At 72.4% G+C, this 16,920-nt stretch carries 1 protein-coding gene and 1 pseudogene; both read right to left on the reverse strand.

The genetic code is table 11. The features are described from left to right. Positions 1–28: 28 nt before the first annotated feature. Positions 29–8,116 (reverse strand): annotated as a pseudogene (locus NRB56_RS20020) (SDR family NAD(P)-dependent oxidoreductase); the annotation flags it as partial. Between the two features lie 62 nt (positions 8,117–8,178). Beyond that, positions 8,179–16,842, reverse strand: a complete 8,664-nt coding sequence (locus NRB56_RS20025; RefSeq protein ID WP_153344351.1) for a type I polyketide synthase — start codon at positions 16,840–16,842, stop codon at positions 8,179–8,181. Between the last annotated feature and the right edge of the window lie 78 nt (positions 16,843–16,920).

Raw genomic sequence — 16,920 nt, forward strand, 5'->3', positions numbered from 1 at the left:
CGCGGGGCAGCGCCGCGGCGAGATAGTCCGCCACCGCGTCCGGCGCCGGATGATCGAAGACCAGCGTGGCGGGCAACGTGAGCCCGGTCGCGACCCGCAATCGGTTACGCAGATCCACCGCGGTGAGCGAGTCCAGCCCGAGTTCGCGGAAGGCGCGGGCCGGTGGAACATCCTCGGCGGCATCGTGTTTGAGCACCGCCGCGGTCTCGGACCGCACCAGCTCGAGCAGGGCCGCCCGCCGCTGGGCGGTCGTCAATCCCGAGAACCGCCGCACCGGTGCCGATGCCTCGGTCTCGGGGACGACGGCCGTCGCGCGTCCGGCGCGGTCCTCCCGGCGCGACGCCGACCGGTCGGCGTCGATCCAGTACCGGCTGCGCTGGAAGGCATAGGTGGGCAGGTCGATCCGGACACCGCGAGCACCGAGCAGCCCGCCGGGATCGATGCCGACGCCGCGAGTGAACGCGGTGGCCAGCGACACGGTGAAGCGCCGCAGATCACCCTCGTCGCGGCGCAGCGTGCCGACGACGGCGGTGGCCGGCGTCCCGGCCGCGGCGACGGTCTCCTCGATCGTGGCCGTCAGCACCGGGTGCGGGCCGATCTCCACGAACGCCCGGTATCCGGAGTCCAGCAGCGTGCGGGTCGCGGCCTCGAACTGCACCGTGCCACTGAGGTTCTCGTACCAGTAGTCGCCGGTCACCTCGGGCCCGTCGAGCCACCGGCCGGACACCGTCGACAGCATCGGCACCACCGCCCGCTCCGGCCGCACCGGTTCCAGCGCCGCCGCCAATTCCGTTCGCAACTCCCGCATCTGCGCCGAATGCGAGGCGTAGTCCACGGCGACCCGCCGGCTGCGCACCCCGTCGGCCGCCAGCCGGATCAGGACGTCGTCGACGGCCTCGGCCGCCCCGGACAGCACCACGGAGGTGGGGGAGTTCACCACCGCCAGCGACAGCCGGCCCGCGTAACCGGCGATCAGTTCGCCCGCCTCGTCGGCGGACAGCGCCACCGCCGCCATCGCGCCGTGACCGGCGTGCGCCGCGAGGGCTCTGCTGCGCAGCGCCACCACGCGGGCACCGTCGCGCAGCGACAGGGCCCCGGCGACCACGGCCGCCGCGATCTCGCCCTGTGAATGTCCGACGACCGCGTCGGGCCGGACCCCGTGCGCGGCCCACAGATCGGTGAGCGCGACCATGACGGCCCACAGCGTCGGTTGCACGATGTCGACGCGTTCCGGATCGAGGTCCGACCGTCCGAGCAGGACGTCCAGCACCGGCCAGTCGACCCATTCGCTCAGCGCCGCAGCGCATTCGTCCAGCCGGCGCGCGAAAATCGGCGCGGTCCGGTACAACTCGACCGCCATCCCCGCCCACTGCCCGCCCTGGCCGGGGAAGACGAACACCGTGCGGCCGGTGACGTCGGCGGTGCCCGTGACCACATGCTCGGGCAGCGCCTTCCCGGAGGTCAACGCCTCCACACCTTCCCGCAGGCCGGCGTCGTCCGCGCCGATCACCACGACGCGCTCGGCGAGCGCGGCCCGGCCCACCCACAGCGTCCGGGCGATGTCGGCGGCGGCCAGTCGCGGCCGGGACCGCAGGTACGTCGCCAGGGTCACCGCCTGCTCGCGCAGCGCCGCCGTGTCCCGCCCGGACACCACCCAGGCCAGCGGTCCGGCCGGATCCTGCGGCGCCACGGTCGTTTCCGCGACGATCGGCGGCTCCTCGATGATCACGTGCGCGTTGGTGCCGCTGACCCCGAAGGAGGAGATTCCGGCCCGGCGCGGTGTGCCGTTCGGCTCCCACGGCCGCGCGTCCGTGAGCAGGCGCACCGTGCCCGCCGACCAATCCACGTGCGGGGTCGGCGCGTCCACGTGCAACGTCCTCGGCAGGGTCCGATTCTGGAGCGCCAGAATCATCTTGATGATCCCGGCGCCGCCCGCGGCGGCCTGGGTGTGACCCACGTTCGATTTCAGCGACCCCAGCCACAGCGGCCGGTCCGGGGAGCGCCCGGTCCCGTACGTCGCGATGAGCGCCTCGGCCTCGATCGGATCGCCGAGGCGGGTGCCGGTGCCGTGCGCCTCCACCACGTCCACCGCGTCCGCGGGCAGGCCGGCGTTGGCCAGCGCCTCCCGGATCACCCGTTGCTGCGCGGACCCATTCGGTGCGGTGAGCCCGCTGGACGCGCCGTCCTGATTGACCGCCGTGCCGCGCACCACCGCCAGCACCGGATGCCCGGCGCGGCGCGCGTCCGAAAGCCGTTGCAGCACCAGCATGCTGACGCCCTCGGCCCAGCCGGTGCCGTCCGCGGCGGCCGCGAACGCCTTGCACCGGCCGTCGGCGGCCAGCGCGCGCTGCCGGGAGAACTCCACGAACGTCGCCGGGCCGGCCATGATCGCGACCCCGCCCGCCAGCGCGAGATCGCTTTCCCCCGAACGCAGCGACTGCGCCGCGAGATGCAGCGCCACCAGCGAGGAGGAGCACGCGGTGTCGACACTCAGTGCGGGCCCCTCGAATCCGAAGGTGTAGGCGATCCGGCCGCTGGCAATGCTGCCGGCGCTGCCGTTGACCAGATAGCCCTCCAGATCGGCGGGCGCGTCCTGCAGATGCGGCGCGTAGTCGTGGTACATGGTGCCCGCGAACACACCGGTCCGGCTGCCGCGCAACGACATCGGGTCGATGCCCGCGCGTTCGAGCGCCTCCCAGGTGGTCTCCAGCAGCAGCCGCTGCTGCGGATCGGTGGCCAGGGCCTCGCGGGGCGCGATCCCGAACAGTCCCGCATCGAAATCGGCCGCGTTGGTGAGGAATCCGCCGTGCCGGGTGTACGAGGTTCCGGGACTGTCGGGGTCGGCGTTGTAGAGGGCGTCGAGATCCCAGCCACGGTCGGCGGGGAATTCGCCGATGGCGTCGCCACCGCGCTCGAGCAGCCGCCACAACGCGCCGGGCGTCTCGATCCCGCCGGGCAGCCGCAGCGACATGCCCACGATCACGATCGGATCGTTGCCGCCGCTCACGGTGCGGGCGGTAACCGCCGCGGGCGCGGTGTCCGGGGCCAGCCTGGCGCGCAGCAGTCCGGCGATGGCCTGCGGCGTCGGATGATCGAAAGTCAGTGTGGCCGGGAGACGTAATCCGGTGACGGTCGTCAGGCGGTTGCGCAGTTCGACCGCGGTGAGCGAATCCAGGCCGAATTCGGTCAGCGCGCGATCGGCGCGGATCGCGACGGGATCGGGATGATCCAGCGCCGCCGCGGCCTCGCGCCGCACCAGATCCAGCAGCGCGGCCTCCTGGTCCTCGGCCGTCCGGTCCCGCAGTGCCGCGGACAGCGACGAATCACTCTGTGCGGCAGAGGTTTCCGCTTGTCTGCGGGACGGCCGGACCAGGCCGCGCAACAGCGGCGGCACCGCCGCGCCGGGGCGGGCGAACACGGACAGGTCCAGCGGCGCCGGCGCCAGCAGGGCCCGATCCCGGTGGAACACCGCGGCGTCGAACAGGTCGAGGCCGTGCTCGGCGGACAGCGCGCGCACCCCCTGGCGAGCCAGCCGGGCCCGATCGCTGTCCGTGAGATGGGCTGTCACACCGGTCGTTTCGGCCCACAGGCCCCAGGCCAGCGACACCGCGGGCAGTCCCGCGGCGCGCCGGTGTGCCGCCAGGGCGTCCAGACCGGTGTTCGCGGCGGCGTAGGCGGCCTGCCCGGCCGTGCCCAGCAGCCCGGCGATCGAGGAGTACAGCACGAACGCCGACAGCGGCAGGTCCCGGGTCAGTTCGTCGAGGATCCGCGCCGCATCGAGTTTCGGCCCGAGCACCCCGGCCAGCCGGTCGGCGGTCAGCGTATCGAGCACACCGTCGTCGACGATCCCGGCGGTGTGCACGATCGCGGTGAGCGGATGCGCCGGTGCCACGGCCGCGAGCAGGCGGCGGGCGGTGTCGCGATCGGTGAGATCGGCGGACACCAGCAGGACGTGCGCGCCGAGCGCACGCAGATCGGCGGCCAGTTCCGCGGCCCCCGGCGCACCGGCCCCGCGACGGCTGGCCAGCAGCAGATGCCGCACCCCGTGCCGGCGGACCAGGTGACGGGCCAGCAGGGCGCCGAGTCCGCCGGTGCCACCGGTGATCAGCACCGTGCCCGCCGGATCCCACGCCGGCGGCGCGGCGGCTGTCGTGCCACCGCCGTGCGCCAGCCTCGGCACGTAAGCGCGGCCCGCGCGCACGGCCAGCTGGGGTTCGTCCCCGGCGGCGGCCAGCGCGCGGTCGAGCACCGCGAGCGAGGCCGGATCGTCGTCGGTGTCCACGATCGCGATCTCACCCGCCCGTTCCGTGGCCGCCACCCGCGCCAGGCCCCAGATCGGCGCTGCCCCGACGTCGGGCCGGTCGGTGTCCAGAACGGCGACGGCGTTGTGGGTGAGCAGAATTCGCGTCGCGGGTTCCCGGAGCGCGGCGAGCGCGGCGGGTACCGGCTCCCCGGTGCCGGCGCAATCCCAGACCGATCGCTCCGCGACCGTGGCCTCCGGCAGCGGATGTTCGACCCAGACCGGTTCGAACAATCCGTCGGCGACCGGAACGCCGCCACCGGCGGCCCGCAGTGCCAGGGTGTCGACGGTGAGCACCGGCCGCCCCGCCGGATCGACGGCGACCAGATCCCGCAGTCCGCTGCCGGTGCGGGTGAAGGACACCCGCAGCGCGGTGGCCCCGGCGGCGTGGGCTCGAATACCGCTCCAGGCGAAGGGAATACGGGGGAGGCCGGTGTCGGCGATCGCCACCGGATGCAGTGCGGCGTCGAACAGCGCCGGATGCACCACGTAGCCGGCCGGATCCACCACCTCCGAATCGGGCAGCGCGACCTCGGCGTGCAGCCGGTCCCCGTCCTGCCAGAGTGCCCGCACCCCACGGAAATTCGGCCCGTAGTCCAGACCGCGGGCCGCCAGCCGGTCGTAGGCGCCGGTGAGATCCACCGGCGTGGCGTCCCCCGGCGGCCACGCCGCCGGTACCGCGACCGGCGGCGCCGCGCTGCGCACCAGGCGGCCGGTGGCGTGCCGGGTCCACGGCGCGTGCGGGTCCGCCGCCGGCCGCGCGTGCACCTCCACGGTGTGGTGCTCATCCGAACGATGCGCGCTCACCTGCACATCCGCCGTCTCCGTGGTCAGCACCAGCGGCGCCTCGATCACGAGTTCGTCGACGGTGTCGGCCCCGACCGCGTCGGCCACGTGCACCGCCAGTTCCGCGAGCGCGGTACCCGGCAGGTAGACGCGTCCGCCGACGACATGTTCGGCCGGCCACGGATGGGTCCGGGTCGACAGCTGCCCGGTCGCGACCACACCGTCCCCGGACGCGAGCCGGACCGTCGTGCCCAGCAGCGGATGCTCGCCCCGGCGGGCATCGGCGGCGGTGACCGTGGCCCAGAAGCTCTCGTATTCGAATGCGTAGGTGGGCAGTGTGATTCGGCGTCCCGGCGGCACGATCGCGGCCCAGTCCACGGAACCGCCGTGGACGTGTACCGCCGCCGCGGCGGCCAGGGCGGTGGCACTCTCGTCCCGGCCGGAGCGCAGCGCGGCCACCGCGACCGACGGCTGCGGGTCGTCGGCGAGCACGGCGGCGACCATCGGGGTGAGGACCGCGTCCGCACCGAGTTCGAGGAAGACACCGGCCCCGCTCGCGCGCACGGCGCGCACCGCGTCGGCGAAGCGGACGGTGCCACGCAGGTGCCGGACCCAATAGCCGGGATCGGCCAGCTCCGCCCGCGATACCGGCGTGCCGGTGGCATCCGAGACGAGCGTCCGGGCCCGCGGTTCCGTGACGTTCAGTGCGGCGATCACCGCGGCGAACTCGCCGAGCACCGGATCCATTGCGGCGGAATGGAAAGCGTGCGAGACCACCAGGCGCTTCACCCGATGCCCGGCGCCGGCGAGCCGCGCCGCCAGCGCGAGCACCGGCTCCTCCGCACCCGAGATCACCACCGCGCGAGGGCCGTTGACCGCGGCGAGGGCCACCTCGCCGTCCTCGGCGAGCACCGGCAGGATCTCCGCTTCGGACGCCTCGACGGCCACCATGGCACCCCCGCGCGGCAGCGAACCCATCAGCCGGCCGCGCGCGGCGACCAGACGGGCGGCGTCCGCCAGCGACAACGCACCCGCCACATGGGCGGCCGTCACCCCGCCGACGGAATGCCCGGCGACGACCGAGATCTCGATCCCCCAGGATTCCAGCAGCCGGAACAACGCCACCTCGACCGCGAACACCACCGACTGCGTGTAGACGGTCTCATCGATCAGTCCCTCGGTGCCCGGGTCGCCGAACGCGACCGCACGCACCGGATGCGCGACCGCCGCACCGAGGTATTCGTCCAGCAATGCGACTGTGGCGTCGAAGGATTCGCGGAACACCGGGAATCGCTCGTACAGCTGCCGCCCGGCGCCGGCGCGCTGACTGCCCTGGCCGCCGAACACCGCCGCGACGGTGCCGGTCGCCGGTTGTTCCGCGGTGCTGACCCCGGGCGCGGAGCTGCCGTCGGCCAGGCTCGTCAACGCCGCGAGCAGGTGGGCCCGGTCGGCGGCCACCACCACCGCTCGCGACGCGAAGGCGGCACGATCGTGGATCAGCGCCGCGGCGATCGGGCCGAGCTCGTCGTCCCCGGCCTCGGCCACCCGGCGGGCCAGCCGAGCGGCCTGCGCGCGCAGTGCGGGAGCGGTGGTCCCGGAGATCGTGAACGGCAGTGGGACAACGGGTTCCGGCTCCCGTCGAGCGGCCGGGGATTCCGATCCCGCCGGGGCGGGAGCCTGCTCGAGCACCACATGGGCGTTGGTGCCCGACACCCCGAAAGCCGAGACGCCCGCGCGCGCCGGCCGCTCGGCCCGCGGCCACGGCCGGGCCTCGGTGAGGAGTTCGATCCGGCCGCTGTTCCAGTCGACCAGGGTGGTCGGCCGCTCCACGTGCAGGGTCGGCGGCAGCAGCCCCTGCCGCAACGCCAGCACCATCTTGATGACACCGGCCACCCCCGCCGCCGCCTGGGTGTGCCCGATATTGGATTTCACCGAGCCGAGCAGCAGCGGCTCCGGCCGATCCCGGCCGTAGGTGGCCAGCAGGGCCTGCGCCTCGATGGGATCGCCCAATTCGGTACCGGTGCCGTGCGCCTCGACCGCGTCCACCTCGGCTGCGCTGACCCCGGCATCGGCGAGCGCGTCCCGGATGACCTGCTGCTGTGCGGGACCGTTGGGCGCGGTCAGGCCGTTGGAGGCGCCGTCCTGGTTCACGGCGCTGCCGCGGATGACCGCGAGCACCTCGTGGCCGAGTCGTTCCGCGTCCGAAAGTCGTTCCAGCAGCAACACTCCCGCGCCCTCACCCCAGCCGGTGCCGTCCGCGCCGTCGGCGAACGCCTTGCACCGGCCGTCCACCGACAGCCCGCGCTGCCGGGAGAACTCGACGAAGATCTGCGGGCTCGACAGGACGGTCGCCCCGCCCGCGACCGCGAGATCGACCTCGCCCGCTCGCAGCGCGCGCACCGCCAGGTGCAGCGCTACCAGCGACGACGAGCAGGCGGTGTCGACGGTCAGCGCGGGACCGGTGAACCCGAAGGTGTAGGCGATCCGGCCGGACAGCACGCTCGCCGCCGTCCCGGTGACCAGATACCCCTCGACCGCGGCCGGGACGTGCCCCGCGCCGCGCACGTAATCCTGGCCGTTGGTTCCGACGTAGACGCCGGTACGGCTGCCGCGCAGCGCCCGCGGATCGATACCGGCCCGCTCGAACGCCTCCCAGGTGGTGTGCAGCAGCAGCCGCTGCTGCGGATCCATCGCGAGCGCCTCACGGCGGGAGATTCCGAAGAAGTGGGGATCGAAATCGGCTGCGCGGTCGAGGAATCCACCGCGGCGGGTATAGGCGGTCCCCGAATGATCGGGATCCGGGTGGTAGAGACCCGCGAGATCCCAGCCCCGATCGGCGGGGAAGTCGGTCAGTACGTCGCGGCCGCCGGACAGCAGGTCCCAGAACCGTTCCGGGGTGTCCGCGCCGCCGGGGAACCGGCAGCCGAGCGCGACGATCGCGATCGGTTCCCGTCCCGCCGCCGTGACCTCCTGCAGTTGTGCGCGCGTCCGGTAGAGCTCCTCGCTCACCCGCCGCAGCAGGTGCCGGACCTTGTCCTCGCCGGCGGTGTCGTCCACAGCGTTCACAGCAATGCCTTTCATGATTCGCGAGGTCAGGAGATGCCGAATTCGGAGCCGATGAAGTCGATCAGATCGGCGTCGGAGAGTGCGGCGGTGCGCTCGACGGCCGCGACGGCTGTGCGCTCGGCCGAAGGCCCGGCGGGGGAGTCGGCCGCCAGATGACGCAACCGGTCGAGCACGACCGCCCGATCGGGCTCGGTCAGGTCGGCGGTCACCAGATCCGCGGCGATGCGGTCGAGATCGGCGAGCAGCCCGTCGAGCGGGGACAGCCCGGGCGGCGTGAGCAACTCGAGCAGATACGCGGTCAGCGCGGCGACCGTGGGATGGTCGAACACCAGAGTGGCCGGCAGTTCCAGACCGGTGCGCTGCCGCAACCGATTTCGCAGCTCCACCGAGGTCAGCGACGTGAAACCCTGGTCACGCAACCCGCGTTCGTCGTCGAGCGCGGATCGATCGGTATGCCCGAGCGCCGCCGCCGTTTCCACCCGGACCAGATCGAGCACCGCCGTCCGCCGGTCCGAATCACTCAGTGCCGCAAGCACCTCGGCTGGTTCATCGACCTCCGCGGCTGATTCCCGCTGCGCCGGCAGCAATTCGGCGAGTAGTCGCGCGTGGCGAGGATCCGCCGCCGTCCAGTCCACATCGGCGATGACGACCCGCGTCTCACCACTGCCGACCGCTCGTTCCAGCGCGTCCAGCGCGTCGTCCGGATTCATCGGCCGTAAGCCGTTGCGCCGCAACTGCTCCGCCGCGAGCCCGCCGATTCCGCCGCCTGCCCAATGGCCCCAGGCGATCGAGGTGGCGGGCAGACCCAGCCGGTGGCGATGCGCGGCGAGCGCGTCCAGCGCCGCGTTCCCCGGGGCGTAATTGGCCTGTCCGGGCGCCGGAATCACCCCCGTGACGGAGGAGAACAGCACGAACGAGGACAGGTCGTGCCACGCGGTCAATTCGTGAAGGTTCAGCGCGGCACCGACTTTCACCCGATGCACCCGCTCGATCCGGAACCGGTCGAGACCGCCGACCAGGTCGTCGTCCAGCACGGCGGCGGCATGCACCACATCGGTCAGCGGGCGATCGGGCGGAATATCGGCGATGACCGCCGCGAGCGAGTCACGGTCCCCGACATCGCAGGCGACCACCACCGGCCGCGCGCCGGCCGCCGAGAGCTCGGCGATCAACTCCGCCGCGCCCGGCGCGTCCGGTCCCCGTCTGCTCACCAGCAGCAGGTCAGCGACCCCCTGCCCGGCCAATCGGCGCGCTATGTGTGCCCCCAGCGCACCCGTACCACCGGTGACGAGCACCGTTCCGCGTGGCCGCCACGGTTCACCACGCTGCCGGAGGCTGCCCGGCCGCAGCCGCCTGGTCCAGGTTTGCCCGGCCCGCACCGCGAATTCGCGCTCCCCGCCCCGCGCCCGAAGCGCCGCGAGAACCTGCCCGGCGAGCCCGGCACCCGGCCGGGCGGGCACATCCACCACAACGGCCGGACCGAGCCCGCCCTCGGTGGCCGCCGCACTGGTGAACGCGGCATGCCAGGCATGACCGACGATATCGGCACCCGAGCCGGTGTGCGGTGAAAGCCCGCTCTCGCACGCGGTCTCGACGCCAACGTGGTCCCGGGTGGTGTGCTCGTTCGCGGCGGCCGGGTAGTCGTGGTCGGGCTCGGCGGTGAACTGGGCGGTGTTGTCCATCGCCGCTACGACACGGTCGTGGTCGGCGCTGAGGGCGGGCCGAGCGGTGTCCGGCGCGTTCTCCGGGTCGGCGCCGAGAGTGTGCTGGGCGGTGCTGTTTGTTGTGTCTGCCGTGTGGTCGAGGTCGGCCGCGGTCTGTCGCGCGGTGTTGTCTTTTGTGCCTGCCGCACGGTCGTAGCGGGGGCCGAAAATGCGTCCGGTGGGGTCGTCCGTTGTGTCGGGCGTGGGGTCGAGGTCGGTCCCGGCAGTGCGCCGGGCGGTGTCATCTGCTGTTCGGTTGGTGTCGACGGTGTGTCTGTCGGTGTTCGCCACCGTGCCCGCTGAGTCGTCGAGGTCGGCGCCGACGGTGAGCACTCCGAGCGCTGTGACCTGGGGCGCGGCGGCGACCGCTTGGGTCAGTGCGGCGGTGGCGGCCATCAGGTCGAGGGCGCGGTCGGGGTCCACCGCGAGTGGCAGCAGCGAGACCACCGTCACCGGGCTGCCGGGGATCGCTGCCAGCGCGGTCGCCAGTGAGGTCCTGGTCGCGGTCGCGGGGTCGACGTTCAGTTCGGTCACCGCCGCGCCGCTGCCGATGAGTTCGGTGCGTAGTGCCGTGGCCCACTCCTCGGCGGCTTCGGGGACGACCAGCACCCAGCGGGAACCGTCCGGGTGGGCGGGTGCCCCGCCGGACCACGGCTGCCAGTGCGTGCGGTGGACCCAGCGATCGGCCCGGGCCCCGGCGGTGGGCGCGTTCAGCCAATATCGTTGGCGCTGAAAGGCATAGGTGGGCAGATCGACGCGGTGCGCCGCGGGTACGAGGGCGGTCCAGTCCACGTGGTGACCGTGCGTGAACAGGGTCGCGGCGGCGGTGAGCAGGCCGGTGACCTCGTCTCGGTCGCGGCGCAGTGTCGTGACGACGGTTCCGTCGCCGAGGGTGCCCGCCAGTGCGGGGGCGAGGACGGCATCGGCGCTCAGCTCGAGAAAGGTGCCGACACCCGCGGCAGCCATCGCGCGGGCGGCGTCGGCGAAACGGACTGTGCCGCGCAGGTGGCGTACCCAGTAATCGGGGTCGCTCAGTTCCGCACCGGTCGTCTCCGATCCGGTGTGATCGGAGAAGATCCGGATTCCGGTGGCCGCTTCGAAAGCTGATCGGGCTGCCACGGAACGGAATTCGTCGAGGATGGGATCCATCGCCGCGGAGTGGAAGGCGTGCGACACGGTGAGCCGCCGCATCCGCCGGCCCGCTGCCGACACCGCGTCGGCCACCGCCGACACGGCGTCCTCCGGGCCCGAGATCACCACGGCCCGTGGACCGTTCACCGCCGCGACGGCCACGTCGTGGGACTGGCCGGCGGCGGTGATCGCCGCACGCACCTCGTCCTCGGTGGCTTCGACGGCGGTCATCGCCCCGCCTTCGGGCAGCGAGTCCATCAGCCGGCCACGGGCGGCGACCAGCCGCGCGGCCTCGGCCAGCGGCAGCACGCCGGCCACGTGCGCGGCCACCACACCACCGATCGAATGGCCTGCGACGGCTGCGATCTCGACGCCCCAGGACCGGAGCAACCGGAAGAGCGCGACCTCCACCGCGAAGACCACCGCTTGGGTGTGGACCGTCCGATCGATCAGGCCCTCGGTGCCGGGGGCCCCGAAAGCGATGTCCCGCACCGAGAATCGCGTCGTCCCGACAAGGTGTCGATCCAGCAGTGCCGCGGCGGCGTCGAAGGATTCCCGGAACACGGCGAACCGCTCGTACAACTGTCGCCCCGCGCCGGTCCGCTGACTGCCCTGTCCGCCGAAGACCACACCGATGCTGCCGGATCCGGACCCCGAGCCGGTGATGACGTTCGCCGCCGTGCCGTCCGCCGCCAGCGTGCGCAACCCGGCGTTCAGTGCCGTGGCGTCGGCCGCGAGCACCACCGCTCGGGTGCCGAACGTCGCGCGGTGCCGGATCAGGGCCGAGGCGATCGCCGCTGGGTTGGTGGTTGTCGCTGGATCGGCGGTCGCCGCTGGGTTGGCGGTCGTCGTCGCTGGTTCGGTGACCGTCGCTGGTTCGGTGACCGTCGCTGGGTTGGTGGTCGTCGCTGGGTTGGTGGTCGCCGTTGGTTCGGTGATCGCCGTTGGGTTGGTGGTCGTCGCTGGATCGGTGACCGCTGCTGGGTTGGTGATCGCCGCTGGATCGGCGCTTGTCGCTCGATAGGTGGTCGTCGTCCAGTGCTCGGCCAGCCGGCGGGCCTGCTCGCGGAGCGCGGCCGAATTTCGGGCCGACAACACGAACGGGGACAACGTATTCGGCTCGTGGTCCGGTTGTGCCGGGGGTACCGGCTCCGGCTGCGGCGCCTCCTCGAGGATCACGTGTGCGTTGGTGCCGCTGATCCCGAAGGACGACACCGCCGCGCGGCGCGGGCGGCCGGACGGGATCCACGGCTGCGGCTCGGTGACCGGCCGTAGCGTCCCTGCCGTCCAATCCACGTGCGGTGAGGGCGGATCCGCGTGCAGCGTGGCCGGGATCAGCTGCCGGCGCAGGGCCAGAACCATTTTCGTGACCCCGGCGGCCCCGGCGGCGGCCTGGGTATGGCCGATGTTCGATTTCAGCGAGCCGAGCCAGACGGGTTCGCCGCGCTGATGTCCGTAGACGTCCTGCAACGCCTGCGCCTCGATCGGATCCCCGAGCGCCGTGCCGGTGCCGTGCGCCTCGATCACCTCCACCTCCGTGGCGGAAACCCCGGCGTCGGCGAGAGCCTCCCGGATCACCCGTCGCTGGGCGACGCCGTTCGGGGCGGTGAGGCCGTTGGACGCCCCGTCCTGGTTGACGGCGGTGCCGCGCACCACCGCGAGCACCTCGTGCCCCAGCCGATGGGCATCCGACAGCCGTTCCACCAGCAGCATGCTCACCGCCTCCGACCAGCCGGTGCCGTCGGCAGCGGCGCCGAACGCCTTGCAGCGGCCGTCCGCCGCCAGCCCACCCTGCCGGGCGAATTCGGTGAACATCCCCGGGGTCGCCATGACGGTCACGCCGCCCGCGACGGCGAGATCCGCCTCGCCCGAACGCAGGGCCCGGACCGCCAGATGCAACGCCACCAGCGACGACGAGCAGGCGGTGTCCACCGTCAACGCAGGTCCGGACAAACCGAACGCATAGGAGACCCGCCCGGACAGCACACTGGGTGCGCTGCCGGTCAGCCCGAAACCCGCTGCGGCGTCACCCAGTTCGTGCAGACGCGGACCGTACTCCGACGGGCTCGCACCCAGATAGACGGCGGTACGGCTCCCGCGCAGCGACGACGCGACGATCCCGGCCCGCTCGAACAGCTCCCACGCGGATTCCAGCACCAGCCGCTGCTGGGGATCCATCACCGTCGCCTCACGCGGCGAGATCCCGAAGAACTCCGCATCGAAATCGCCTGCCGCGCGGAGGAATCCGCCACGGCGAGCGCCGTCGCCGGTCGAGTCGACGAGCGTGCCGAGGTCCCAGCCCCGATCGGCCGGCAGCGCGCCGATCGCCTCCGCACCACCGGCGAGCAGATCCCACAACTGTTCGGGGGAGTCGTATCCACCCGGGAAGCGCCCGCTGAGCGCGACGATCGCGATCGGCTCGCCGTCGGCGGCGAAGCCGGTGCGCGCGGCCGTAGGTTCCCCCCGCTGCGAACCCGCCCGCAGAAGCCCATCGAGATGAGCTGTCAGCGCCGCCGGTGTCGGATGGTCGTAAACCGCGGTCGGGGCCACGGTGAGCCCCAGCCGACTGGTCAGGACACCGGCCAGCTCGCTGGCCCCGAGCGAATCCAGGCCGAGGTCACGAAAAGTACTGTCGGAGTCGAACTCCCGCGAATCGCTGTAGCCGAGCACGGCACCCACAGCGTCGCGCACGACAGCTGGAACATTCTCCGATCGAACGGAAGATGTTGCAACAGTGTGTGAGTCGACATCTACCGACCGAATAGTCCCTGACTCGAACGACACTGACGGAATGGGCAACACCCCTGGCTGGACCGTCTCTTGCGCGAGCGGTTCTTGCTGGACGGCCCCTTGCTGGGCAGCCCCTGACCGGACGGCTCCTTGCTGGACGGCCCCCGGCTGGACCGCCTCCGGCTGGACGGCTCCCGGTTGGAGGGGCTCTCGCTGCACCGCCCCCTGCTGTACCGGCGGTTGGGGCACGGCCACCGACTCGACCGCCACCGACTCGACCGCCGGTGCTTCGCCCCGTGGGGATTCGAGCAGATCGGGTCCGACCCGTCGCGCCGGTGGCTCCACCCAGAACCGCTGCCGCTGAAAGGCATAGGTGGGCAGGTCCAGACGCGGTGCCTCCGGCACGATCGCGGTCCAGTCGACCGGATGCCCGTTCGTGTATGCCACGGCCGCGGCGGCGAACAGCCCGGCGGCCTCGTCGCGATCCTTGCGCAGAGTGGCGGCGACGGCAACTCTGGCCTCGCCACTGAGCACGCCGGTGACCATCTGGCTCAGCACGGCATCCGGGCTCAGCTCCAGGAAGACCCCGACCCCCTCGGCGCGCAGTGCGCGGATCGTATCGGCGAAGCGCACCGTGCCCCGCAGATGCGCGGACCAGTATCCCGGATCGGCGGCCTGCGCCGCCGTCAGCCGGGCGCCGGTCGCGTCGGATATCACCACCGATCGCGGTGCGGTGAAGGGTATTCCGGCGATCGCCGCCTCGAAGTCGCCGAGGATCGGGTCCATCGCGGCCGAGTGGAACGCGTGTGACACTCCGAGCCGCTTCACCCGCCTTCCGGCCGCGGTCATCTCCCCGGCGAAGCGCGTGACCGCCGGTTCCGGCCCCGAAACCACCACTGCGCGTGGGCCGTTCACCGCGGCGACGGACAACTCGGCCGATCCGATGTCGGTGAGGGCGACGCGGATGTCCGCTTCGCTCGCCTCGATCGCCGCCATGGCCCCGCCCGCAGGCAGCGAATCCATCAATCTGCCACGCGCGGCGACCAATCGGGCCGCATCCGCCGCGGTCAGCACGCCGCCGAGGTGCGCGGCCACCACACCGCCGATGGAATGCCCCGCGAGCGCGGCGAATCGCAGTCCCCACGATTCGAGCACCCGGTAGAGCGCGACCTCCACGGCGAAGATCACCGCCTGGGTGTAGACCGTCCGATCGATCAGCCCGGCGGTGCCCGGCGCGCCGAAGGCCACATCGCGTACCGAATACCGCACGGCCCCTTCGAGATACCGGTCCAGCAGCGCGACCGACGCGTCGAAGGATTCCCGGAACACCGCGAACCGCTCGTACAACTGCCTGCCCGCACCGGCGCGCTGACTGCCCTGCCCGCCGAAGACGAGGCCGATACCGCCGCCCGCGCCCGAACCGGTGATCACTCCGGCGGCCGCGTGGCCGTGCGGCAGCCCGGCGGCACGGGCCACCAGCGTGGCGTGATCGTGGGCCAGCACCACCGCGCGCTCGTCGAAGCCGACCCGGCCGCGGACGAGAGTCGAGGCCAGCGACGGCAACTCCGGTCCGGTGCCGTCAGCGAACTCCGCCAGTCGTGCCGCCTGCGCGACCAGAGCCGCCCCGGTACGCGCCGACAGCACGAACGGCAATACGGCCCCATCGGGTTCCGGAGCCGGATGCGCCGCCCCGCCGCCGGGCGTCTCCGCCACGATCACATGCACGTTCGTCCCGCCCATGCCGAACGAGCTGACGCCCGCCACCAGCGGCCGATCCGGATGCGGCCACGGCTCGGCGGCGGTCACCACGCGGAGATTGGCCCCGGTCAGATCGAGGGCGGGATCGGGTTCGTCGTGCCCGGGCGTGGCGGGTACCTCCCGGTGCCGGATGCTCAGGACGGTCTTCAGCAGTCCCGCCAGGCCCGCGGCGCCCTCCAGATGACCGACCACGGACTTCACCGATCCGACCGGCAGCGGGTCGTCCGCGGACCGCGCCCGCCCCACGGCGTCGCCGAGCGCGGCCGCCTCGATCGGGTCGCCGACTCGCGTACCGGTGCCGTGTAATTCCACGTACTGCAGGTCGGCCGGGCGCAGTCCGGCGCGATGCAGAGCCTCGCGGACGGCCGCGGCCTGGCCCGCGACGGTGGGCACGGTCAACCCCTCGCCGGCGCCGTCGCCGGTCACCGCGGTCGACCGGATCACGGCATGGATCCGATCCCCGGCGGCGAGCGCGCGATCCAGCGGTTTCAACAGCAGCACGACCGCGCCCTCGCCGCGCACGTAACCGTCGCGCGCGGCGTCGAACACCGACGCGCGGCCGGTGGGTGAGACCCCGCCGAAGCGTTCCGCGATCAGCGCGCCCTCCCGAGTGAGGTTCAGATTCACCGCGGCGACGAAGGCGGCCTCCGATTCGCCCGAGGCGATGCTCGCGCAGGCCAGATGGGTGGCGACCAGCCCCGACGACTGCCCGGAGTCGACGGTGAAACCGGCGCCGCGCAGGTCGAAGGCGTACGAGATCCGATTGGCCAGCATGCTGCGCCCGGTCCCGGTCAGGGTGTGCCGGGTGACGGCCGCGGCCTCCCGCAGGACGGCCGCGTAGTCGGCGGCCATCGCTGCGGCGAACACACCCGTGCGGGTGTCCCGCAGCTCGGTCATCGGGATGTTCGCGTCTTCGGTTGCCTCCCAGGCCAATTCGAGCAGAAGGCGCTGCTGCGGATCCATCTGCGCCGCCTCCCGGGGCGAGACCCCGAAGAACTCGGCGTCGAACTCGTCGACCCGTTCGAGGAAGCCACCCCAGAGCCCCGCGAGACGCGGATTCGGGCGCGACCGGGTTTCCGCCGGCGCGCCGAACGCATTTCCCCCCGATTTCAGGAGATTCCAGAATGCGCGGGGATCGGGGGCGCCGGGAAGCCGGCACGAAACTCCGACGACAGCCACCGGAAACGGTTTATCGACAGGCCGAAAATTGTTCACGAATCTGATCTCCCTCGATACGGGAAACGTTGGAACACCCTCCACCCGGGTACTCCCGGCAACGCCATTGTGCGTTTGTTCGCGGAGCGCCGCCAACTCGACGTGATCGACCTCACATTGCCCGGTATCGTCGCTCGACCTGCTGTGCTGCAACGACTTATCGGTATGATCGGCTTTTCCGATACAGTTCTATTCCCGGGGACTATCACCGCCGTGATGTTTTCGGCGAGC

This window comes from Nocardia aurantia (assembly GCF_009604425.1).
GTDB lineage: Bacteria > Actinomycetota > Actinomycetes > Mycobacteriales > Mycobacteriaceae > Nocardia > Nocardia aurantia.